Below are 23,804 nucleotides of genomic sequence, written 5' to 3'. Positions count from 1 at the left end.
TGTCTTGAAAAATCTGGAGACTTTAATGTCCTCTTTCATCGAAATGATTGAAAACATCACCCCCGACATCTACGAGAGCCTGAAACTGGCGGTGGAAATCGGCAAGTGGTCCGATGGCCGCAAGTTGACCGCCGAGCAGCGCGAACTGTCGCTGCAGGCGATGATCGCCTGGGAAACCCAGAACCTGCCCGAAGACGAGCGGACCGGCTACATGGGCCCGCAGGAGTGCGCCTCGAAGTCGGCACCGGTGCCGAATATCCTGTTCAAGTCGGATGCCATCCATTGATCGAGATTGGCCGTGGTGCAGTCAGCAAGATGTCGGTCCGCCTGGACGAACCGACCGCGCAATACACGTTTCGCCTGGGGGACAGCGAGGTGCCGGTCAATCCGCTGATCGGTCACAAGCTGCGCCTGGAATTTCTCGGTTCCATCCATTGCACGCACTGCGGGCGCAAGACCAAGACCAGCTTCAGCCAGGGCTATTGCTACCCATGCATGACCAGGCTGGCGCAGTGCGACACCTGCATCATGAGCCCGGAGCGTTGCCACTACGACGCCGGGACCTGTCGTGATCCGGCCTGGGGCGAGCAGTTCTGCATGACCGACCATGTGGTCTACCTGGCCAATTCGTCGGGGATCAAGGTCGGTATCACCCGGGCCACCCAGTTGCCGACCCGCTGGCTCGACCAGGGCGCCAGCCAGGCCCTGCCGATCGTGCGCGTGGCGACCCGCCAGCAGTCCGGTTTCGTCGAGGACCTGTTCCGCAGCCAGGTGGCCGACAAGACCAACTGGCGCGCCTTGCTCAAGGGCGATGCGCCGGCGGTTGACCTCAAGCAGGTCCGCGACCAGTTGTTCGAGTCCTGCGCCGAAGGCCTGCTAGCCTTGCAGGAGCGTTTCGGCTTGCAGGCGATCCAGCCGGTCCGGGATATCGAGCCGCTGGAAATCCGTTACCCGATCGAGTCCTACCCGACCAAGATCGTCAGCTTCAATCTGGACAAGAACCCGATTGCCGAAGGCACGCTGATGGGGATCAAGGGCCAATACCTGATCTTCGACACCGGCGTGATCAATATCCGTAAGTACACGGCCTACCAGCTCGCCGTGCATCAGTAGAAGGACACACCCATGCGCACCGAACAACCGAAGATGATCTATCTGAAGGACTATCAGGCCCCCGAGTACCTGATCGACGAGACGCACCTGACCTTCGAGTTGTTCGAGGACCACACGCTGGTCCATGCGCAACTGCTGATGCGCCGCAATCCCGTGTACGGTGAAGAGAATGCAGGCGGCCTGCCGCCGCTGGTGCTCGACGGCCAGCTACTGGAACTGCTGTCGGTGAGCCTGTCGGACCGCGAACTGGCCGCCGCCGACTATCAGTTGAGCGAGAGCCACCTGACCCTGCAGCCGACCAGCGCCAGCTTCACGGTCGATACCAGCGTGCGTATCCACCCGGAAAGCAACACCGCCCTGGAAGGACTGTACAAGTCCAGTGGCATGTTCTGTACCCAGTGCGAGGCCGAAGGCTTCCGCAAGATCACCTATTACCTCGACCGCCCGGACGTGATGAGCCGGTTCACCACCACGGTGATCGCCGAGCAGCACCGCTACCCGGTCCTGCTGTCCAACGGCAACCCGGTGGGCAACGGCCCGCAGGAAGACGGGCGGCACTGGGCGACCTGGGAAGACCCGTTCATGAAGCCGGCCTACCTGTTCGCCCTGGTGGCCGGCGACCTGTGGTGCGTCGAGGACAGCTTCACCACCATGACCGGACGCAGCGTGGCGCTGCGGATCTATGTCGAGCCGGAAAATATCGACAAGTGCCAGCACGCCATGAACAGCCTGAAGAAGTCCATGCGCTGGGACGAAGAAACCTATGGTCGCGAGTACGACCTGGACATCTTCATGATCGTTGCCGTCAACGACTTCAACATGGGTGCGATGGAGAACAAGGGCCTCAACATCTTCAACTCCAGCGCCGTGCTGGCCCGCGCCGAAACGGCCACCGACGCCGCCCACCAGCGGGTCGAGGCCATCGTCGCCCACGAATACTTCCATAACTGGTCGGGCAACCGCGTGACCTGCCGCGACTGGTTCCAGCTGTCGCTCAAGGAAGGCTTCACCGTGTTCCGCGACGCCGGGTTCTCCTCGGACATGAACTCGCGCACCGTCAAGCGCATCCAGGACGTGGCCTACCTGCGTACCCACCAGTTCGCCGAAGACGCCGGCCCCATGGCCCACGCGGTACGTCCGGACAGCTTTATCGAGATCTCCAACTTCTACACCCTGACCGTCTACGAGAAGGGTTCGGAAGTGGTCGGCATGATCCATACCCTGCTCGGTGCCGAAGGTTTCCGCAAAGGCAGCGACCTGTACTTCGAACGCCATGACGGCCAGGCCGTGACCTGCGACGATTTCGTCAAGGCCATGGAGGACGCCAACGGTATCGACCTGACCCAGTTCAAGCGCTGGTACAGCCAGGCCGGCACCCCACGCCTGGCGGTCAGCGAAAGCTACGACGCGGCGGCGAAGACCTACAGCCTGACCTTCCGCCAGAGCTGCCCGCAGACCCCGGACAAGCAGGAAAAACTGCCGTTCGTGATCCCGGTGGAACTCGGCCTGCTGGATGCCCGGGGCGCCGAAATCGCCCTGCAACTGGCGGGCGAGGCGGCTCCCGGCGCGACCAGCCGCGTGCTGTCGGTGACCGAGGCCGAGCAGACCTTCACCTTTGTCGGCCTCGCCGCCAAGCCGTTGCCGTCGCTGCTGCGCGGCTTCTCCGCACCGGTGAAGCTGAGCTTCCCGTACGACCGCGACCAGTTGATGTTCCTGATGCAGCACGACACCGACGGCTTCAACCGTTGGGACGCCGGCCAGCAACTGTCGGTGCAGGTGCTGCAGGATCTGATCGGCCAACACCAGAAGGGTCAGGCCCTGGTGCTTGACCAGCGTCTGGTCGAAGCCTTGCGCAGTGTGCTGGGTAACGACCAGCTGGATCAGGCCATGGTTGCCGAAATGCTTTCCCTGCCGAGCGAGGCCTACCTCACCGAAATCAGTGAAGTGGCGGATGTCGATGCGATCCATGACGCCCGCGAATTCGCCCGCAAGCAACTGGCCGAGCAGCTGTTCGACGGCCTGTGGCAGCGTTACCAGGTCAATCGCGAGCTGTCGAAGAAGACCGCCTATATCGCCGAGAACGAGCATTTCGCCCGGCGCGCGCTGCAGAACATCGCCTTGTCCTACCTGATGCTCAGCGGCAAGCCTGAAGTCCTGGCCGCGACCCTGGAGCAGTTCGAGAGTGCCGACAACATGACCGAGCGCCTGACCGCGCTGGCGGTGCTGGTGAACTCGCCGTTCGATGCGCAAAAGGCCCTGGCCCTGGCGAGCTTCGCCGAGCACTTCAAGGACAACCCGCTGGTCATGGACCAGTGGTTCAGCGTCCAGGCCGGCAGTGTCCTGCCCGGCGGCCTGCAGCGGGTCAAGGCATTGATGGAGCATCCGGCGTTCACCCTGAAGAACCCGAACAAGGTGCGTGCGCTGATCGGGGCGTTTGCCGGCCAGAACCTGGTCAACTTCCATGCGGCGGACGGTTCCGGCTACCGCTTCCTGGCCGACCTGGTGATCCAGCTCAACGCCCTCAACCCGCAGATCGCCTCGCGCCAACTGGCCCCGCTGACCCGCTGGCGCAAGTACGACAAGGCCCGCCAGGCGCTGATGAAGGCCGAGCTGGAGCGTATCCGCGGTTCGGGCGAGCTGTCGGCGGACGTCTACGAGGTGGTCAGCAAAAGCCTGGCCTGATACACCGGTCTCTGTAGGAGTCGGGCTTGCCCGCGAAGCTTTTGGCGCCCTCAAGGCCACCTTCGCGGGCAAACCGGAGCGCCGGGCCGTCGGCTCCTGCAGTAGAGCGCATTCAGCCAGCAGGACCGCCGCTGCTCCAGAGACTTTCACCAAAGGCCACGCTCGTGGCCTTTGTTCATCATCCCTCCTGATGCCCCATCATTCATGCCACCCCTCGATACCCCCGGGTTAACAAAAGATAACGTGGCGTCGATTGTCAGACGATTCCAAAGCCCGATAGGATAGCTCCAGCTTTAGAAGGGGCTCTAGATTGCCGGTTTCAGACGAACCGACAACAATGAAAACGCCCTCGAAGGCGCCCTGAAAGGTTGGATGACCTAACAATAATAATGGGGGAAAGGTCTATGAGTGAGCCTGTGAGGGGTACGGGTTCTTGCCGTCCGCCGGTATGGCGTCGTGTGGTATTGCTGACCTCGCTGTTGTCACTGTCCGGGCTGGCGGCGGTGTCCGCACCGGCCTGCGCCGCCGGGGCAGGCGCTACCGACAGCGTCTATTCCATCGAATCATCCAAATCCGTGAAGGGCCTCCTGCTCGATGTGGTCCATGCCGGTGCCCGCCTGGTCGCCGTGGGGGATCGCGGGCACATTCTCTATTCCGATGACCAGGGCAACTCCTGGACCCAGGCCAAGGTGCCGACCCGGCAGATGCTCACGGCGGTCTATTTTGTCGACGACAAGCACGGCTGGGCCGTCGGCCATGACGCGCAGATCCTCGCCAGCAGCGATGGCGGCGCCACCTGGAGCAAGCAGTTCGAAGACCTCAAGCGCGAAGCGCCGTTGCTGGACGTCTGGTTCAAGGACCTCGACACCGGTTTTGCCGTGGGCGCCTACGGGGCGTTGCTGGAAACCACCGACGGTGGCCAGCACTGGGAAGATGTCAGCGACCGTCTCGACAACGAGGATCAGTACCATCTCAACGCGATTGCCGCGGTCAAGGATTCCGGGCTCTTTGTCGTGGGCGAGCAGGGCAGCATGTTCCGCTCGGGCGACTGGGGCCAGACCTGGGAACGCCTCGACGGTCCCTACCAGGGCTCGCTGTTCGGTGTGATCGGCACCGCCCAGCCGGCAACCCTCCTGGCCTACGGCTTGCGCGGCAACCTCTACCGCTCCAGCGATTTCGGCACGAGCTGGGAGCCGGTCGAACTGAAGGCTGCCCGTGGTGCGCTGGAGTTCGGCCTGTCCGGCGGCTCGCTGCAGGCCGACGGTTCGCTGGTGATCGTCGGCAACGGCGGCAGCGTGATTCGCAGCACTGATGACGGTGTGACATTCAGCGTCTTCAATCGTCCCGACCGTATTTCCTTATCGGCGGTCACCGCAGCCGGCAACGGCAACCTGATCCTGGTCGGCCAGGGGGGCGCTCACGTCACCTCGGCAACGGGCGGCGAGCAGGCCAAGTGAGCTGGGCAAAATAACAAGAAGGCGGGGAGTTTCACATGAGCAGTCATCATCAGGACAAGGCGACGTTTCTCGAGCGCCTGATTTTCAACAACCGCCCGGCAGTGATCGTGATCTGCCTGCTGGTCAGCGCTTTCCTGTTCTGGCAGGCGACGCTGATCCGGCCTTCCACCAGCTTCGAGAAAATGATCCCGCTCAAGCATCCTTTCATTGAAAAGATGATGGAGCACCGCAACGACCTCGCCAACCTCGGCAACACCGTGCGGATCTCGGTGGAGGCCAAGGATGGCGATATCTTCACCAAGGAATACATGGAGACCCTGAGACAGGTCAACGACGAGGTGTTCTACATCTCCGGCGTCGACCGCTCCGGCCTCAAGTCGCTGTGGAGCCCCAGCGTGCGCTGGACCGAAGTGACGGAGGAGGGCTTCGCCGGTGGTGAAGTGATCCCGCAGAGCTACAACGGTTCGGCCGACAGCCTCGAACAGCTGCGCAACAACGTGCTCAAATCCGGCCAGGTCGGGCGCCTGGTGGCCAACGACTTCAAGTCGAGCATCGTCGATATCCCGTTGCTGGAGTCCTACCCGGACCCGCAGGACCAGGGCAAGTTGCTGGCCCTCGATTACCAGAAGTTCTCCCACCAGCTTGAAGAGAAGATCCGCAACAAGTTCGAAGCGCAGAACCCCAATGTGAAGATCCATATCGTCGGTTTCGCCAAGAAGGTCGGCGATCTGATCGACGGCCTGATCATGGTGGTGCTGTTCTTCGGCGTGGCCTTTGTCATCACCCTGGTGCTGTTGTACTGGTTCACCTGGTGTATCCGCAGCACCATCGCGGTGTTGATCACCACGCTGGTGGCAGTGGTCTGGCAACTGGGGCTGATGCACGCCGCCGGCTTCGGCCTGGACCCGTATTCGATGCTGGTGCCGTTCCTGATCTTCGCCATCGGCATTTCCCACGGCGTGCAGAAAATCAACGGCATCGCCCTGCAATCCAGTGACGCCGACAACGCCCTGACGGCGGCGCGGCGGACTTTCCGGCAACTGTTCCTGCCGGGAATGATCGCGATCCTGGCCGATGCCGTGGGTTTCATCACCCTGTTGATCATCGATATCGGCGTGATCCGCGAGTTGGCCATCGGTGCCTCCATCGGTGTGGCGGTGATCGTGTTCACCAACCTGATCCTGCTGCCGGTGGCGATCTCCTATGTCGGCATCAGCAAGAAGGCCGTCGAACGCAGCAAGAAGGACGCGACCCGCGAACACTCGTTCTGGCGCCTGCTGTCGAACTTCGCCAGCCCGAAGGTTGCACCGGTGTCCATCGTCCTGGCCCTGCTGGCCTTCGGTGGCGGCCTCTGGTATAGCCAGAACCTGAAGATCGGCGACCTCGACCAGGGGGCGCCGGAGCTGCGTCCCGACTCGCGCTACAACAAGGACAACAGCTTTATCATCAACAATTACTCCACCAGTTCCGATGTGCTGGTGGTCATGGTCAAGACCGCGGCCGAAGGCTGCTCGCGTTATGCGGCCATGGCACCGATCGACGAACTGATGTGGAAGATGCAGAACACCGAGGGCGTGCAGTCGGCGATCTCCCTGGTGACCGTGTCCAAGCAGATGATCAAGGGCATGAACGAGGGCAACCTGAAATGGGAAACCCTGTCGCGTAACCCCGATGTGCTGAACAACTCCATCGCCCGGGCCGACGGCCTGTACAACAACAATTGCTCGCTGGCGCCGGTGCTGGTGTTCCTCAACGACCACAAGGCCGCGACCCTCGACCGGGCGGTGCACGCGGTGCAGGACTTCGCCAGGGAGAACAACAAGGACGGCCTGGAATTCCTTCTCGCCGCCGGTAACGCCGGGATCGAGGCGGCGACCAACGAAGTGATCAAGGAGTCGGAACTGACCATCCTGATCCTGGTGTATATCTGCGTCGCGACCATGTGCATGATCACCTTCCGTTCCTGGGCGGCGACCCTCTGCATCGTCCTGCCGCTGGTGCTGACCTCGGTACTCGGCAACGCCCTGATGGCCTTCATGGGCATCGGCGTGAAAGTCGCGACCCTGCCGGTGGTGGCGCTCGGCGTGGGGATCGGCGTGGACTACGGGATCTATATCTACAGTCGCCTGGAAAGCTTCCTGCGCGCCGGACTGCCCTTGCAGGAAGCCTACTACCAGACCCTGAAATCCACCGGCAAGGCGGTACTGTTCACCGGCCTGTGCCTGGCGATCGGTGTCTGTACCTGGATTTTCTCGGCCATCAAGTTCCAGGCCGACATGGGCCTGATGCTGACCTTCATGCTGCTGTGGAACATGTTTGGTGCCCTGTGGCTGCTGCCGGCCCTGGCGCGGTTCCTGATCAAGCCGGAGAAACTGGCGGGCAAGGTGGGCGGCTCGTTGTTTTCCCACTGAGTGATCGACCTGTGGGAGCGGGCTTGTCGGGATGTCGCACCGCCGCGAAGGCGCCCTCAAGGGCGCCAGAAGCTTCGCGGGCAAGCCCGCTCCCACATAAGTCCGCTCCCCACAACCCCGCTCGCCGGAGGTATTGGGCGTTCACTGCCCGGCGATATCGCCTATCATTAGCCCTTTCCCAAATACGATAGAACGTTATGACCGTCGCCACCGACACCCTGCTCAATGCCCTCGCCACCTGTGACATGCTCGAAGTCGACGGCCTGCACGCCTTCGACTTCACCCTCGATGACAACCGCCTGCTGATCGAATGCATGGATGGCCGCGCCGAGAAGCGCTGGAGCTTCACCCAGGCCCAGCTCAAGGCCGCGACCTTCGACGAGACCCGGCAGCTCTGGACGGTGAGCGACGATTCCAGCGAGTACCGGCTGGCCTGCCTGAGCGCCTTCAGCGCCAGGGAACAAGAGGACGAAGAACATGATGATGCGTAAATTCTGGCCGTTGCTGATGGCCGGGAGTGTCGGGGCCATGCCGGTCCTGTCGGCAGCCGCCGACACCGAACAGTTGCTGGTGGGGTCCTACACCCAGGGCAAGAGCGAAGGCATCTACCGCCTGCAGTTCGACAGCCGCACCGGCAAGCTCGACGCCAGGCCGCTGCAGGTGGTCAAGGCCGGGAACCCGTCCTGGCTGACGTTGTCCGCCGATCAGCGCCGACTGTACGTGGTCAATGAGAACGGTCCGGGCCAGAAAGACCCGGTCGGCCGCGTCAGCAGCTATTCCATCGATCCCAAGAGCCATCAGCTCAAGCTGATCAACCAGGTCCAGAGCCTGGGCAACGAACCGACCCATTCCAGCCTCAGCGGCGACCAGCGTTATCTGTTCGTCGCCAACTATTCGGTGCTGGAAGATCCGGGCGGCAGCCTGGCGGTGTTGCCGGTGGATGCCAAGGGCAAGCTGTCGCCGCCGGTCCAGCTCAGCAGCCATCCGGCCAGCCTGGTCAACCTGGAACGCCAGGCCTCGGCCCACGTGCACTCGGTGGTATCGTCGCCGGACGGGCGCTTTGTCTTCGCCAACGACCTGGGGGCGGACAAGATCTTTGTCTACCGCTATGACCCCAAGGCCAACCCGGAAATGCCGCTGACACCGGCCGAACCGGCCTTCGTCCAGCTGCCGCCGGGCAGTGGACCGCGCCACCTGCTGTTCAGCGCCGATGGCAAGCACGCCTGGCTGACCACGGAAATGAGCGCGCAGATCACCGTGTTCGATTACCAGGACGGCAAGCTGACCCAGAAACAGCGGGTCGAACTGGCGGACCAGCAGCCGCTTTCGGACAAGGCCGCCGCAGCGCTGCACGCCTCGAAGGATGGCAAGTTTCTCTATGTCAGCAATCGCGGTACCGCCAACCAGTTGCTGGTGTTCGCCATCGACCCGGCCAGCGGCGAGTTGAAGGAAGTACAGCGGCGTTCGGTGGAAGGCGATCATCCGCGGGAGTTCACCCTGGATCCGAGCGGAAAATTCCTGCTGGTGGCCAACCAGAAGAGCAACGAGATCGTGGTGATCGAGCGTGACAGCAATACCGGCCTGCTCGGCAAGACCGTGCAGAACCTGCCGTTCGATGCCCCGAGCTACCTCGGTTTCCTGCTGCGACAATAGACCGCAGTCCCTGTGTTATCAGGGACTTGCACTTCTATTAATGACGCTGATATCCGCTACTGCTGCAATGAATTTCAACGAGGTCACCCTCGGATGTACTTTTGACTCACGGCCTGAAAGGGCAAGCAAGCCAACTGACATTCGAGGATTTACCCATGAACTTCAATCTCTTCTCCATCATCGCCGCTTCCGCTATCTCGGCTACCGTTGCCCTGCCAGCCAGTGCCAACAGCGAAATCACCGACAAAAAAGCCCACACCCAGAGCTACACCCCGAAATACCTGCAACAGAGCGCCAACTTCTACGCCGCCCTGGATCACAAAGCTCAACACTGAGCGCTGAACCACACTGCAACGCCGGATCGAATGCACTCATTCGGTTGGATGGTTTGATAACTGTCCGGTCAAAAGAGTGAATTCGCTCCGGCGTTGCCGTGTGCGTCATTGCGTTTGACGTGATGGATGGAATTTCTATCGTCATGTCATATGGCCATATGTTTAAATTTGACGCTGATTTATTGACTCCCACCCCACACAGGGATCAACACCATGGTTATGCGTCTGGCCGTCGTGCTGCTGTTTCTCTATTCCACGCCTATCCTGTCCGCCGCCATTGCCGAAACGGGCGAAAGCCTGCACGGACCTGCGCCTGTGCTATTGGACGACTGATCGTCACGCGCGACGATTAATATTGCTGATAGCGACTATTTAGATAGTTGGCTACTTATTTCAGCGGTTATGATCGACTCTACAGGCCTGCCATCCGCCTGTGGAGAAAACCATGGCCAGCACTCTTTTGACTTCCGCCAGACACGGCGCCTACCTCGCTATCGGCTTGTATGTCGCGATGGTCGTGATCGTCAGCCTGTCGTCCCTGACCCATGGCGCGGGCGAGACCTCGCTGCAGGTAGCGGCACCGGCCCTTCAATCCGAACACAAGGCCCAGTCTGTCGGCGCGCTTCAGCACAACGCCGAGTCCGGGGTGTAGGGCGTCCGCCACCCTCAGTGACCGGCCGACGGCTTTACCATCACCGCGTTGAACAACTCCGAGGCGAGAAAGCGTTCCAGCCACGCTTGTAGATGGGGGTAGGGGGCTTGCGCAAACCACGCCGCGTCGACATGGGCGAACTGTCGGACGAAGGGCGCCAGGGCGATATCCGCCAGGCTCGGGTGAGCGCTTACCAGGTAGCCATTGCGCTGTAGCAGCCCTTCCAGCTTATCCAGGAACAGCGCCCCCTCGGCCCGGTAATGTTCCATGGAAAACTCCGGATAACGCACCGCGTACTTGTAGCGGTCCAGGCTTTGCTTGAACGTCCGGTCATTCTCATCGATCAGCGCGGCAGCGGTTTCGGCCGCCGCCGGATCGTGGCTGAGCAACCAGTCTTCGGGATCATGCTGCGCCAGGGCCCAGTGCATGATCTCCAGGCTTTCCTCGATCACCCGACCCTCCGCGCAGGCCAGCACCGGTACCGTGCCCTTGCCCGACAGCGCGAGCATCGCCGCCGGCTTGGCCTTGAGGCTGACTTCCTCGATGGTCACCGCCACCCCCGAGTAGCGCAGCGCCATGCGGGCGCGCATGGCGTAGGGGCAGCGCCGGAAGGAATAGAGGGTCGGCTTCATTTCACCTCCAGGGTGCTCAGCCCGTTGCCCTGGCGCCGTACCTGGATCTGCACCGGGATCCGTTCGTGCATTTCCTGTACGTGGGAAATCACCGCGACCTTGCGTCCCTGTGCCTGCAGGCCGTCGAGGGCATCCATCGCCAGTTGCAGGGATTCCGGATCGAGGCTGCCAAAGCCTTCATCGATAAACAGCGATTCGATCTTCAGCGTGCTCGATGCCATGGACGCCAGCCCCAGGGCCAGGGCCAGCGATACCAGGAAGGTCTCGCCGCCGGACAATGAATGCACCGAGCGCAGTTCGTCGCCCATTTCGGTGTCCATCACCAGTAGCCCGAGCATGCTGCCACCGCGCTTGAGGCGATAGCGACGTACCAGTTGCCGCAACTGGGCGTTGGCGTGATGGACCAGCAGGTCGAGGTTATAAGCCTGGGCCAGCTTGCGGAAGCGGTCGCCGGTGGCCGAGCCGATCAGGGCATCCAGGCGCGCCCAGCGCTGATACTCGGCATAGGCCTCGGCGATCTGCCGGGCGAGGGCCTGGTTGGCGTTCTGCCGGCGCTGATCGTCGGCCTGCTCGGCGCGCAATTCGGCGCAGTGCTGTTCGGTCACGCCGAACTGTGCCTGCAACTCGGCGAGCGCCGCGACCAGTTGCCCGGCGTCGAGGTTACCGTTGTGTTGCGCCTGATGGTCGAGCAGGCGCTGGTCGCGTTCCTGCAGCACGACCTTGGCCTGTTCGATGGTTTTTTCATTGTGCTGCAAGCGCTGGCGCAGTTCGCCGACCTGGCCGTCATCAAGACCGAGCAGGGCTTCAAGTCCCCCATCGTCCAGCTCGGGATGGCGGGTGCGCCAGTCGGCAATCCTGCCGGCCAGTTCACGGGCCTCATGCTCCAGCGCCTCCAGGCGCTCCTGTTGCGCCTTGAGTTCGGCGGTGGTTTGCACTAGCTGCGTGCGAACCTCCTGCAGTGCCTGGGCGGTAGCGGTTTCGGCCAGACGGGCCCGTTCCACGGCCTGTTCCAGTTGCTGCTGCCAGTGCTCGGCGCTGGTGTGCTCGCCGAGCAACTGGCCGAGCTGGTGCTGGCTGGCCTGCTGTTGTCCGGCCAGGGTGTTGAAGTGCTGCCGGGCGGTTTCCAGTTGCTGTATGCGGGTCTGCTGGCGGTCCTGTTCCTTTTCCAGGGTCTGCTGGCGCTGTTGCTGCTCGGCGAGCTCGTCGCGCTGTTGCTCAAGCTGTTGCAGGCGCTCGGCAACCTGCCGGTCGAGCTGGATAAAGGTCGCCGCCGGTTCGTTGCGCAGGGCTTCCAGGATCGGTGCCGGCAGCAGCGAAGCGAAGGCCTGCAACTCTTCGTCCAGACGCTGGCGGTCGCTGGTCAGTTCCCGCTGCTGGTTGCTCAACTGCTGGGCGGCCTGCTGATGGGCGGCTTCCGTCTGGCGCAGTTGCTGGGTCAGGCGGGCGGCGTCCTGTTGCAGGGTGAGCAGGGCATTCTGGCGTTGCTCGTCCTGGGTCAGGCTGTGGCTCAACTGGCTGGCCTGCCGGGCGAGCCAGGCGTCGCGCTGGTCGGCTTGCAGGTCCAGCAGTTGCGTGGCCAGCGGGTGGGCTTCGAGGCTAGGTGCCAGGGCCTGCTGCCGGGTCGCCAGTTGCTCCTGCTGCTGCAGCAGTTCCTTTTGCCGGGCAATCAGTCCGCCGACTTCGGTGCGCAGCTCGGTGAGCTTTTCCTTGAGGATGTCCACCGCGGCCTGGGCATTGGCCTGTTCGCTTTCGTCATGACGACCGAGGCTCTGCAGCAGCGCTTCGGGTTGATGATAAGGATGTTCATGACTGCCGCAGACCGGGCACGGCTGGTCATCTTGTAGCTGCGCGCGCAGTTCTTCGACACTGGCACTGCGCGCCAGGCGCTGACGCTCCAGCAGCTCGCGGGTGACGGTGAAGGTCTGTTCGGCCACTGCCAGTTCGGCCTTGGCCTTGACCCCGTCCTGGGTCAGGCGCTCGCGCTCCTGCTGGGCCTGGAGCTGGCGTTGCTGCAGCTCGGTGGCGCGTTTATCCAGTTCCTGCTGGTCGGACCAGAGTCGTGTCAGGTCTTCGATGGCGCGCAGTTGCTTGCGGTTGTCCTGCAGCAGGCCGCCAAGAATACCGATCTGTTCGGCGACGGCGTCCGGCTCGGCACTGGCCTCCTGGTACAGGACTTCCAACTGCTGTTTCTGTTCGGCCAGGGCCTGAGTGGCCTGCCGGGCCGTGTGTTCGAGGTTGGCCAGTTCCGCCTGGCCCTGGTTCAACCGGTTGCCGATCAGCATCAGCTGTTGCAGGCGATCGCGATAGGCGTTCCAGGCGTCGCTCAAGGGGGCCAGGTGGACGCTTTGCTCCAGCTCGCCGGCGATACGCTGCAAGCGCCCGGCAACTTGCTGTTGCTGGTCGAGCAGGGTTTGAATCGCCTTCTGGCCCTCGATGCAGGCCTGTTCGGCGGCTTCTTGTGCTTGCGCACCCAGCAGGGCTTCCCTCGCCAGGCGCGTGAGGCTGTTCTGTTCATCGAAGGCCTGGCGCAGTAACGGCGCCGCGGCGCTTTGCTGTTGTTGCGCGGTGCTCAAGGCCTCTTGCTCAGCCGCGAGAGTCTGTTCCAGCTGGGTCTGGCGCTGGTTCAGTTCGCCGCGTTGCTGGGTGTGGCTGGCGATCTGCGCCGCCAGGGGCGTCAGCAGTGCATCGACTTCAACCTTGCGGGCGAATTGATGCCGTTGCGGGGCGAGTTGCTCCAGGCGTGTCAGTTTCAGGCGTTCGTCGGCCAGGCCCTGCCACTGCTGTCGGGCGCTGTCCAGTTGCTCCGCGGCGGCCTGTTGCGTGTCCTGCAACTGGCGCAGTTCCTTGAGCCAGGCATCCTGCTGTTCAAGCTGGCGCAGTTGCGCCTTCTGCAGTTCCAGCTGTTGCTGCGCGGCGTTGAAACGCTCATCGAGTTCGGCGCGGGCCTCGGGGGCCAATGGCGTGACGCCGCTGGCCTGATCCTGCAGCTGCTTGTGGGCTTCGCGGGCTTCCTTGTTCTTGTCGAAGGCGCGGCGACCAAGGCGGGTATACAGCGCCGTATCGGTGAGCTTTTCCAGCAGTTCGCTGCGTTCGTTGTCGTCGGCCTTGAGAAAGGCGCTGAACTCGCTCTGGGCCAGCAGCACGGCGCGGGTGAACTGTTCGAAGTTCAGCCCCAGGCAGGTTTCCAGCTGGGCCTTGTATTCGCCTTTCTGGCTGGCCAGCAACTGGTCGCTGTCGAGGTCGCGCAGGCTCTGGCGGCTGGCCTGCAGCTTGCCGTTGGCCTTGTCCCGGGCGCGGTTGGCTTCCCAGCGGGCACGGTAGCGGCGACCGTCGATACCGACAAAATCCACTTCGGCAAAGCCGGCGCCGGTGCCACGACGGAGCAGGGTGCGCGGGTCGCCGGTCGCGATCTCACCGTCGGCGTCCGGCACCTTGGCGTCTCGCGAGGCGTTGTTCAGGCGTGGCACGGCGCCGAACAGCGCCAGGCAGAGGGCGTCGAGCAAGGTGCTCTTGCCGGCGCCGGTCGGCCCGGTAATGGCAAACAGGCCGGCGCTGGCCAGCGGCTCGGCGGTGAAGTCCAGCTCGAACGGACCGGCCAGGGAAGCGAGGTTCTTCAGGCGGATGGCGAGGATCTTCATGGTTGTTCGCCCTCCAGCTGGACTTCCTGCAAGAGCACGGCAAAGTCATTGAGGGTCTGCTCGTCGACGGCATTGCCATAGCTGTCCTGCCAGGCGCGGCTGAACAGCTCCTGGGGGCTGAGCTGGTCGAGATCGATCAACCGCCCGTCTTCGTCCTCGCCGTCGCGTGCACTGCCTGCGGCGTATTCGGCGGCGATACGCACCAGGCGCACCGCCTTGCCCTGCAGGGCGGTTTCCACCTGCTGGCGCAGGTCCGGTTGCGGCTCGTCGAGGCGCACCCGTACTTCCAGCCACGGCTGGCGTTGCAGGTCGGCCAGCAGGTCGACGTTCGGCAGCTCGGCGAGCTTTTCCAGCATCTCGGCGAACGGCAACGGGCCCAGGCGTTGCAGATTCACGGCGCGCGGGATCAATCGCGGTTCGACGCTGACCAGGGTCTCGCCGTCGAGGACGATATCGAGGATCTGGTGCTGATAGCCGATTTCCGAGAACGACAGCGGGATCGGCGAGCCGCAGTAGCGAATGCGCTCCTCACCGTTGACCTTCTGCGGCTTGTGCAGGTGGCCGAGGGCGACATAGCTGACACTGGCATCGAACAGGCTGGCGGGCAGGGCTTCGGCGGTGCCGATGATCAGGCTGCGCTCGGAGTCTTCCGAGACCGAGCCGCCGGCCATGTGCGCGTGACTGATGGCGACCAGGGCCTGTCCCGGCTGGCGTCTGGCATTGGCCGCCGCGATCAGCCAGCGGTGGACCTGGCCGATGCCGCGCAGGTAGTCGTCGCCCAGTTGCGTACCGGTGACTTCGGCCGGGCGCAGGAAAGGCAGGGCCAGGCACCAGGCAGCGATGTCGCCGCTGGCGTCGGGCAACGGGATCAGCAGGCGTTCGCTGTCGAGCTGGCCGTCATCGAGCCACAGTACCCGGCCCAGGGCATGGGTGCGCAGGCGCCGCATCAGCGGTGCGGGCAGTTCGATCCGCGAGCCGGAGTCGTGGTTGCCGGCGATCATCACGATGGTCAGCAGCGGCTGTTGCTCGTGGGCGCTGACGATAAAGTCGTAGAGGCGTTCCTGGGCTTTGACCGGCGGGTTGACGGTATCGAAGATATCGCCGGCGATCAGCAGTACATCCGGCTGCTGGCTGGCGAGCTGGGCGAGCAGCCAGGTCAGGAAGCAGGCGTGTTCGAAATCCCGCTCCTGGCCATGAAGATTCTGGCCGAGGTGCCAGTCGGAGGTATGAAACAGGCGCAAGGCAAACTCCGCGAAGACGGTGGCGACCGCTCAAGACAAGGTGGCGGCGCGAAAGACCGTCAAGTCTACTGGTAAATACCGGAAGTTGCTGGATGGGCTTGGCACCGCCATCGCCGGCAAGCCCGCTTCTGCAACAGCCCGTTCGGCGGGTTATTTCGGGTAGAGCGGCGGCAGCCCGCTGTCACCCACCGGGTCCTGCACCCGTTCGGCCGCCGGGATGGCGCGGATCACCCGCCACAACTCCTCGCCCTGCCAGTGCAGGCCGGTTTCGCTGTACAGCGCACCGTTCAAGCCATCCAGCGCATCGGACAGCGGCACGAAGCGCGCGGCCATCTCGGCCAGGGTTTCCGGCTGCTGGCGGGCCCAGGCGTCGAGGGCCTGGCGTGTGGCCTGGGGGTCGTTGGCCAGGCAGGTGCGCTTGAGATCATCGAGCAGGGTACGCGGGCTCGGACCGGTTTGCGCGGCGCGGTGTACCGCCGGCTGCGAGCGTGCCCGCCACCAGAGGCCGAAGCCGAGCAGGGTGGTGCAGGCCAGCAGCACGGTGCTGAGCTTCCAGATCCACAGGCTCGCCGCATCCGCCGCGATGTTTCCCGGCACGCTGCTCACCGGTGTGTCCACCGCCAGGCTCGGGTTGTTGACCACCTGCAGGGTCCGCGCCGGCAGGCTGCTGCGTTCCATATGGTCTTCGTGGGTGTTCCACCAGACCACCGTCACCGCGGGCAATTCGAAGCTGCCGCTGTGGGTCGGTACCAGCGCCTCGCGCTCTTCACGGCTGCCGATCAGTCCGCGTTCGCTGTTCTGGTTGCTCAATTGCGGCTGGTCCGGGTAGCGCCGCAAGCCATTGACGGTGGTCGCCGGCAGCGGTGGCAACTGGGCGCTGGACAGGCCTTCGGCCTTGACGGTGAGGCTGCGGGTCAGGGAATCGCCGACCTGGCTGTGCTCGGGCTCCGGGCTCCAGCTTTCACTCAGGCTCAGGCTGCGGGCCGGCAGCCAGGGAATATCGGCAGGCCAGGTCGAGGGCTGCGGCTTGACGTCGAGGGTCATCTGCGCCGAGCTGACATGAATCAGCTTGCCGGGCTTGGGGGCGGTCGCGACCTGGCCCTGGTTCTGGCCGACGTCCACCAGCGTCGCGCTGAACACCTGCGCGGGGATGGTCAGTCTGCCGCTGTGCTGCGGGTAGAGCGCATAGCGCAACTCGATGACGCCATGGCGTACGCCATTGATCAGCTTTTCGTAGGTGCGCGATTCACCCAGTTGCTCGATGCGCACATCGCTGACCTGCAAGGGGCTCAGGCTGCTGTCGTCATACAGCGACACCGAATGGTAGATGCGCAGGGTCAGCACCGCCTGGGCCTGGACGTAGACGCTGTCCTGGTCGAGGCTGGCCTCGATGTACACCGGCGCCAGGCTGTTGGCCGCGTCCTGTTCCTCGCTCTGTACCACTTGCAGGGTGATGGGCTGGCTTTTCAGTTCGCCCAGTTGCAATGGCGGGATCACCACGCTGCCGTTCAGTTTCGGGGTCAGGGTGATGATCCAGCGCGTGGTCGCCTGCTTGTCGCCGCCCAGGGTCGTCAGCTGGTTGACCTGGCGCGTACCGCGCACCTCGAACTGGCTGGTCAGCGGCTCCAGGTCCGGCTTGCCGAACTGGGTGACATCGCTGGATTCCAGGGTCAGCTCCACCGACTCGCCGGAATTCAGGCGCGTGCGGTCGACGCTGGCGACCAGGCCATCGGCGTAGGCCGGCAAAATCCCGCACAGCAGCCACAGCAATAAAACGGAAAAGCGGGTGGTCATCGGGTCTTGTCCTGATGGAGCTGTTGTTCGTACCAGAATTTGCGCCGCAGCAGTTCGCCCGGATCATCGGGGATCTGCCGCAGCCATTGTTCGAGGGCCTGGCGCTGCTCGCCGTCGATATTCTGCGAGGCATTGCGCAGAGGTGGCCGGGTGGTCTGCTCGTCGCCCAGCTCGCTGCCCGGCACGTCATTATCACCTGTCGGCGAGGTCGTGGTCTCGGCTGATTCCGTGCCCGAGGGCGAGGTGTGGTCCTGGGGCGTCGCGGTGCTGTTGCTCTGCTGGCCGGGAGGCGCGTCGCCGGCCTGCGCATCGTGGGCGCTGGCAGGCGGTTCGCCGCCGGTTTCCGTGGTGTCGGCGGGCTTGTCCGCTTCCGCCGCCGCCCGGGCGCGTTTTTCCTCGAGCATCTGCTCCACCAGGGCCTTGTTCCTCAGCGCCGGGCGCAAGTCCGGCTGACGCTCCAGGGCCTGTTCGTAGGCGTCCAGGGCGGCATCCAGCTCGCCGCTGCGGGCCAGGGCATTGCCACGATTGTAATGGGCATTGGCATCGTCGCCCTCGGCGAACTTGCGCGCGGCGGCCACGTAGTCGCCGGCCTCGTAGAGGGCCAGGCCCTGCCACTGCGGGTCGTCGAAGTGCCTGACCGCCTCCAGCGGGCGCTGCTGTTCCAGCAAGCGGAGGCCCTGCTGGTCCGGGCGCAGCCACAGGTCGCTGAACTCGAAGGCCTGGCTCGGCTGCGGGAACAGGAAGAACAGCGGCAGGCAGAACAGCCAGCCGCGCCGACCGGCACAGGCGGCCAGCAACAGCAGGGGCAGTAGCAGCCAGTAGCCCTGGTCGGCCCAGCTGTCGAGCTGCACGACCTGGCCGTCGTCGCGCAAATGCCGCGGGCCGTCGAGCAGGCCCAGGCCGCGCAGATCGCTCTCGTCCAGGCGTGCCTGGCGATAACGTCCACCGACGTCGCCGGCAAAGGCCTTGAGGCTCTGGCCGTCGAGGCGCGGGACATGGATCGCACCCTGGGCATCCTTGAGGAAACCACCGTTTTCCTGGACGACCGGTGCCCCGTCACGGGTGCCGATGCCGAGGATCAGCAGGCTGTGACGCTGGCCGTCCAGTGCCTGGCGAATGCCTTCGCGTTCCTGTTCGCTGAGGGAGGAGCCGATCAGCAGGAGGCGTCCCTGGCCCAGCGCGCCGCGTTCGAGCAGGGTCAGCGCCTTGACCACGGCGAGATCGGCACGATGGCCCTGCTGGGGCATGATCGACGGCTTCAGGGCGTCCAGCAGGTTGCGGCTGGTGCCCATGTCATCGGACAGCGGCACCAGGGTGTGGGCACTGCCGGCATAGACGATGATCGCCGTCTGCGCGTCGCTGCGGGCCCGCAGCAGGTCGAACAGCTTGCGCCGGGCCTGCTCCAGGCGATTGGGCAGGACATCGGTGGCGAGCATGTCCGGGGTCAGTTCCAGCAGCACCACCAGCGGGTCCGAGGGTTTCTGGGTCGATTGTTCGACCCGCTGCCAGCCGGGCCCGAGCAGGGCCAGCAAGGCCAACGCCCAGCCCAGCCCGAGGGCGATCCACGGCAGTTTGCTCTCGCGCCCGCTGCCACCACCGAGCAACACGCGGTGAAAGGCCGGCGGCAGGATCATCTGCCAGCGTCCGGCACGTTTCTGCCGATGCCAGAGTTGCCACAGCAACCAGCCGAGCAAGGGCAGGAGCAACAGCCACCAGGGGCGGAACCAGTGTGGCCAGAGTACTGACCAGAATTCGGCGGTCATCGACGCCTCCGCAAGCGCAGGCGCTTGAGACGCTGGCGCCATTCCGGGTGCTGCGGCAGAAAGCGGCGGCGCGCCAGCCAGCGCTGGAGCGGATTGTCCGGCCAGTGCTCGCGGATCACCAGCAGCACGCTCAATGCCAGTGCCATGGCCAGCGGCCAGTGATACAGGGCACGGGCGGGGCGGGCCTGGGTCGGTTGCTGGGCCACCGGTTCGAGTTTGTCGAGGGTGCTGCGGATCACCTGCAGCTCATTGCCGTCGCGGGCGCGGAAATACTGGCCGCCGGTGATCTGGGCGATTTCCTTGAGGGCCGGCTCGTCCAGGTCCATGCTCGGGTTCAGTCCCAGCATGGACAGGCTGCCGCTCTGTTCCGGATCGGCGCCGATGCCGATCGGGTAGATCTTCACCTGTTCTTCGGCTGCCAGGCGGGCGGCGGTGATCGGGTCGATCTCGCCGCCATTGTTGGCACCGTCGGTGACGAGGATCAGTACCCGGCTCTGTGCCGGTCGCTGGCGCAGGCGCTTGAGGGCCAGGCCGATGGCATCGCCGATGGCGGTGTTTTTCCCGGCGATGCCGATCTTCGCTTCGTCCAGCCAGATCCGCACGGTGCGTCGGTCGAAGGTCAGGGGCGCCTGGACATAGGCCTTGCTGCCGAACAGGATCAGGCCGACGCGATCGCCTTCGCGGCCTTCGAGAAAGTCGCCGAGCAGGTGCTGGACCAGGCTCAGGCGGCTGACTTCCTCGTCCTGCCAATGCATGTCGGGAAACTCCATGGAGCCGGAGACATCCACTGCCACCAGCAGGTCGCGACCACTGGCAGCGATCGGCAGCGGTTCGCCGAGCCATTGCGGGCGGGCAGCGGCCACCAGCAGCAACAGCCAGAGCAGCAGGAAGGGCGCCTGCTGGCGCCATCCCGGCAGGTTGATCCGGGCGCGACGGCGGGCAAGGGTTTCGAGGTCGGCGAGAAAGCTGATCTTCAGTGCCGCTTCGCCGCTGTCGGCCACCGGCAGTAGCAGGCGCAGCAGCCAGGGCAGCGGCAACACGGCGAAGACCCACGGCCAGGCGAACTCAAACATGTTTGCGAATCCACGTGTCGATGGACTGGCTCAGGCCGGCGATGGCCTTGTCGTCGAGTTTGCATTCGGGCTTGTAGGCGCCTTCCACCAGAACCATCCAGCGCGTCAGTCCGGCGGCCGGGCAGCGGTTGTCGAGAAACGCCAGCCATTGGCGACCGTTGAGGGTATGGCTCTGGCTGTAGGGGTAATCGTTGCGGCACAGGCGCTTGAGCAGGGCGTTGAGCTGTTGCAGCCAGGCGCCGGCCGGCGCGCCGTCATAGGGCTTGGGCAGGCGCGCGAGTTCTTCCAGTGCGGCCAGCCGCAGTGGGTCCAGTGGCTGTTCGGCGCGTGGCAACGGGCGCTTGCCCGGCAACCAGCGCCGCAGGTACCAGAGGCCGACGCCCAGCAGCGGGAGCAGCAGCGCCAGCAGCCACCAGCCCGGCGCCGGTGGCCAGAACCCCTGGACCGGCGGGCTGATCAGCGGCTGCAACTGGTCCAGGCCGCTCATGGCTGTTTCCCCGGACGTTGCGGGTTGAGGTATTCGCGCAACTGTTCGACCATTTCGCTCTGGGTGCTCAAGGGCATCAGCAGCACCCGCAGTTTCTGCGCCAGCAACTCCCAGCGGGCCACCCGCGCCTCGCCCTGGGCACGATAGGCCTGGCGCAGCTCGGGGTTCAGGGTGTCGAGTTCCAATTGCGCGCCGCGCTCGGAAAAGCGCAGCAGGCCGGCGGCGGGCAGGGCGTGATCGAGCGGATCGGACACCGGCAGCATCAGCAGGTCGCAATGACGTGAGAGCAGGCTCAGCTGTTGTTCGGCGGCATCGGTCAGCGCCCGTTCGTCACAGATCACGATCACCAGGCTGCCCGGACGCAGTACTTCGCGCGCCCGGATCAGCGCCAGGCCGAGGGCATCGCGGTCCGCCGCGGTTTCGGTATGCAGCGACTGGTTGACCCGCACCAGTCGGTTGAGCAACTGCAGCAGGCTCTGCTTGCTGCGCCGGGGCTTGATCTCGTAGTGCTCGTTGTCACCATAGACCAGCCCGCCGACCCGGTCGTTGTGGCCCAGGGCGGCCCAGCCGATCAGGCTCGCGGCCTGGGCGGCGAGCACCGACTTGAAGGTCTGCCCGGAGCCGAAGAACAGTTGCCGGCTCTGCTCCACGAGAATGAAGATCGGCCGCTCGCGTTCTTCGTGGAACAGCTTGGTATGGGGTTCCTGGGTGCGTGCGGTGACACGCCAGTCGATGGTGCGCACATCGTCACCGGCCTGGTAGACCCGCACCTGGTCGAAGTCCACCCCGCGTCCACGCAGTTTCGAGTGGTGCAGGCCGATCAGCGGGCTGCGCTGGCTCGGCGTCGAGAACAGTTGCACTTCGCGCACGCGATGGCGCATCTCGATCAACTCGGCGAGTGTGGTGCGGATGCCGGGCTCGGCGGGTAGGGGGGTGATCATTGTCGGGGTCAGGCGACGGCGACGACGTCGAGAATCCGCTGGACGACCCGGTCCTGGTCGATCCCCGCCGCTTCGGCTTCGAACGACAGGATGATGCGGTGGCGCAGTACGTCGAACAGCACCGCCTGAATATCTTCCGGGCTGACGAAGTCGCGTCCGGCCAGCCAGGCGTGGGCGCGGGCACAGCGATCGAGGGCGATCGAGCCGCGCGGGCTGGCGCCATAGGCGATCCATTCGGCCATTTCCGGGTCGAACTTGGCCGGCGTACGGGTCGCCATCACCAGTTGCACCAGGTATTCCTCCACGGCATCGGCCATGTACAACCCGAGGATTTCCTTGCGGGCGGCGAAGATCGCCTGCTGGCTGACCCGACGCTCGGGCTTGGTTTCGCCGTTCAGCGCTTCGCCGCGGGCCTGTTGCAGGATCCGCCGTTCGACGGCGGCATCCGGGAAGCCGATCTTGACGTGCATCAGGAAGCGGTCGAGCTGGGCTTCGGGCAGCGGGTAGGTGCCTTCCTGCTCGATCGGGTTCTGGGTCGCCATCACCAGGAACAACGGGGACAGTTCGTAGGTGCTGCGGCCGACGCTGACCTGGCGCTCGGCCATGGCCTCGAGCAGGGCCGACTGAACCTTGGCCGGGGCGCGGTTGATTTCGTCCGCCAGGACCAGGTTGTGGAAGATCGGGCCTTGCTGGAACACGAAGCTGCCGGTTTCCGGACGATAGATCTCGGTGCCGGTGATATCGGCGGGCAGCAGGTCGGGGGTGAACTGGATGCGATGGAACTGCGCTTCGATACCTTCGGCCAGCTCCTTGATGGCCTTGGTCTTGGCCAGGCCGGGGGCGCCTTCGACCAGCATGTGACCGTCGGCCAGCAATGCGATCAGCAGGCGCTCGATCAGCTTTTCCTGGCCGAGAATCTGCGCTGAGAGAAAGGTTCGCAGCGCCAGCAGCGCTTCACGATGTTCCATCGATGAGTGTTCCTGGAGAGGGTGGCCGACGGCATTCGAATAATGTCGTGGCTGGGGGCGTTACTTTAATCCATCGGGGGTGGTGGCGACTAACGGCTATGGGGAATTTTATGGATTTTGAAGAAAAGTCCTACGTTGTTGAGAAACATATCCTGTGAATAGGCCCCGTCCTGTCACTTTCGGCAGGGGCGGGGCCATACCGCTCTCCGGCTTATCGGGCCAGGGCGCAGCCATAGTCCTGGATCTCGCCGGCGGAGCCCAGGTTGAAATCGCCGAGGCTCAGGCGGTTCGCCAGCAACAGCAGGTCGCCGCCGGGCGCGACCACCAGGGCCAGGCCGTAGCGGGACATGCTGTCATCCTGCTGGCGGACATAGTCGCCCAATACCTTGAACGGGTTTTCCCGAGCCAGGTCCTGGCCGTCAAGGCGTTTCGCCAGGTATTCATGTCCGTTCAGCCTGGCGCCCAGTGGCTGCCAGTCGCCGGTGACCTGTGCGCCATGCTGGTCCAGCAGCGTGCGAACCTCGGGACGCAGGCAGGCCAGGTGGATATGCAACTGGCCCTGGGAGCGGCCATACCGGGAGTTGACGGCCAGCGACAGGAACTCGTCCTTGATCGGCTTGCCCGCTTCGGCGGCCAGGCGCCCACGTTGTTGCCAGGCATTGGCGAAAAACGCGTAGGCGTTGTCTTCGAGCAGCAGCGGGCTTTCGATACCGGTGATCCGGTCCGTGGGAATGGTCAGGTCATGCAGGGGCCCCAGGCGATCCTTGAACAGGACATAGTGCTGTTCAAGGTCCACCACCAGGCAAGGTGCGGGATTTTGCGTGTTGCGCTGATCGGGCACGCATTGCTGGCTGACAATCCGCCACAGGGCGTTACCGTTGCCGTGCCCCCAGATCAGCCAGGGCACCACCACCAGTACCGCTGCGATCACCAACAGCGCCAAGACTTTAAGCCACTTGCTCAT

Annotated in this window: 19 protein-coding genes; 9 read left to right on the top strand and 10 right to left on the bottom strand. The window is 64.2% G+C overall.

Features of this window, described 5'->3' with window-relative positions; genetic code table 11:
• Positions 1-25: 25 nt before the first annotated feature.
• The 9 genes from KI243_RS21415 to KI243_RS21375 all read left to right on the top strand — a co-directional run bounded on the left by KI243_RS21415 (position 26) and on the right by KI243_RS21375 (position 10,303).
• A complete protein-coding gene (locus KI243_RS21415; protein WP_017127847.1) occupies positions 26-286 on the top strand; it encodes a DUF1315 family protein in 261 nt (86 codons plus the stop codon).
• Positions 283-1,113: a DUF2797 domain-containing protein gene (locus tag KI243_RS21410; protein WP_212809891.1), complete on the top strand. Its 831-nt coding sequence runs from the start codon at positions 283-285 to the stop codon at positions 1,111-1,113. Before KI243_RS21415 ends, KI243_RS21410 begins: the two co-directional genes overlap by 4 nt.
• Before the next feature lie 12 nt (positions 1,114-1,125).
• Positions 1,126-3,795 (top strand): aminopeptidase N, encoded by a 2,670-nt coding sequence (gene pepN, locus KI243_RS21405; RefSeq protein WP_212809890.1) that lies wholly within the window; start codon positions 1,126-1,128, stop codon positions 3,793-3,795.
• Between the two features lie 404 nt (positions 3,796-4,199).
• Positions 4,200-5,252, top strand: coding sequence for a YCF48-related protein (locus tag KI243_RS21400; RefSeq protein ID WP_177108456.1), 1,053 nt, complete (start codon positions 4,200-4,202; stop codon positions 5,250-5,252).
• A 35-nt stretch (positions 5,253-5,287) separates the two neighbouring features.
• A complete protein-coding gene (locus KI243_RS21395) occupies positions 5,288-7,663 on the top strand; it encodes an RND family transporter (protein ID WP_017127851.1) in 2,376 nt (791 codons plus the stop codon).
• Between the two features lie 197 nt (positions 7,664-7,860).
• Positions 7,861-8,154: a DUF5629 family protein gene (locus KI243_RS21390; protein ID WP_017127852.1), complete on the top strand. Its 294-nt coding sequence runs from the start codon at positions 7,861-7,863 to the stop codon at positions 8,152-8,154.
• A complete protein-coding gene (locus tag KI243_RS21385; protein ID WP_017127853.1) occupies positions 8,141-9,316 on the top strand; it encodes a lactonase family protein in 1,176 nt (391 codons plus the stop codon). The genes KI243_RS21390 and KI243_RS21385 overlap by 14 nt, the downstream gene beginning before the upstream one ends.
• A 155-nt stretch (positions 9,317-9,471) precedes the next feature.
• Complete coding sequence (locus KI243_RS21380) at positions 9,472-9,651, top strand: hypothetical protein (RefSeq protein WP_017127854.1); 180 nt, start codon at positions 9,472-9,474, stop codon at positions 9,649-9,651.
• Between the two features lie 445 nt (positions 9,652-10,096).
• Positions 10,097-10,303, top strand: a complete 207-nt coding sequence (locus tag KI243_RS21375) for a hypothetical protein (RefSeq protein ID WP_017127856.1) — start codon at positions 10,097-10,099, stop codon at positions 10,301-10,303.
• 14 nt (positions 10,304-10,317) lie between these two features.
• Here KI243_RS21375 and KI243_RS21370 read toward each other — a convergent pair whose 3' ends face one another.
• The 10 genes from KI243_RS21370 to KI243_RS21325 form a co-directional block, all read right to left on the bottom strand.
• On the bottom strand, positions 10,318-10,935 hold the full coding sequence (locus tag KI243_RS21370) for a glutathione S-transferase (RefSeq protein WP_212809889.1): 618 nt from the start codon (positions 10,933-10,935) through the stop codon (positions 10,318-10,320).
• Complete coding sequence (locus KI243_RS21365; protein WP_212809888.1) at positions 10,932-14,573, bottom strand: AAA family ATPase; 3,642 nt, start codon at positions 14,571-14,573, stop codon at positions 10,932-10,934. Before KI243_RS21365 ends, KI243_RS21370 begins: the two co-directional genes overlap by 4 nt.
• Positions 14,570-15,814, bottom strand: a complete 1,245-nt coding sequence (locus KI243_RS21360; RefSeq protein WP_017127859.1) for an exonuclease SbcCD subunit D C-terminal domain-containing protein — start codon at positions 15,812-15,814, stop codon at positions 14,570-14,572. Before KI243_RS21360 ends, KI243_RS21365 begins: the two co-directional genes overlap by 4 nt.
• 150 nt (positions 15,815-15,964) lie before the next feature.
• Positions 15,965-17,608, bottom strand: coding sequence for a BatD family protein (locus KI243_RS21355; protein ID WP_177129295.1), 1,644 nt, complete (start codon positions 17,606-17,608; stop codon positions 15,965-15,967).
• Positions 17,605-19,371, bottom strand: coding sequence for a tetratricopeptide repeat protein (locus tag KI243_RS21350; RefSeq protein ID WP_212809887.1), 1,767 nt, complete (start codon positions 19,369-19,371; stop codon positions 17,605-17,607). Before KI243_RS21350 ends, KI243_RS21355 begins: the two co-directional genes overlap by 4 nt.
• Positions 19,368-20,444: a VWA domain-containing protein gene (locus KI243_RS21345; RefSeq protein ID WP_017127862.1), complete on the bottom strand. Its 1,077-nt coding sequence runs from the start codon at positions 20,442-20,444 to the stop codon at positions 19,368-19,370. The genes KI243_RS21350 and KI243_RS21345 overlap by 4 nt, the downstream gene beginning before the upstream one ends.
• Positions 20,437-20,931 carry a DUF4381 domain-containing protein gene (locus tag KI243_RS21340; RefSeq protein ID WP_017127863.1) on the bottom strand — a complete coding sequence of 165 codons (495 nt, stop codon included), beginning with the start codon at positions 20,929-20,931 and terminating at the stop codon, positions 20,437-20,439. The genes KI243_RS21345 and KI243_RS21340 overlap by 8 nt, the downstream gene beginning before the upstream one ends.
• A complete protein-coding gene (locus tag KI243_RS21335; RefSeq protein ID WP_017127864.1) occupies positions 20,928-21,872 on the bottom strand; it encodes a DUF58 domain-containing protein in 945 nt (314 codons plus the stop codon). The genes KI243_RS21340 and KI243_RS21335 overlap by 4 nt, the downstream gene beginning before the upstream one ends.
• An 8-nt stretch (positions 21,873-21,880) precedes the next feature.
• Positions 21,881-22,840: a MoxR family ATPase gene (locus KI243_RS21330; RefSeq protein ID WP_017127865.1), complete on the bottom strand. Its 960-nt coding sequence runs from the start codon at positions 22,838-22,840 to the stop codon at positions 21,881-21,883.
• 211 nt (positions 22,841-23,051) lie between these two features.
• Positions 23,052-23,804, bottom strand: a complete 753-nt coding sequence (locus KI243_RS21325) for a CDP-diacylglycerol diphosphatase (protein WP_177086780.1) — start codon at positions 23,802-23,804, stop codon at positions 23,052-23,054.

This window comes from Pseudomonas sp. Ost2, assembly GCF_018326065.1.
In the GTDB taxonomy this organism is placed as follows: domain Bacteria; phylum Pseudomonadota; class Gammaproteobacteria; order Pseudomonadales; family Pseudomonadaceae; genus Aquipseudomonas; species Aquipseudomonas gingeri.
This window is presented reverse-complemented; position numbering and strand designations above follow the sequence as displayed.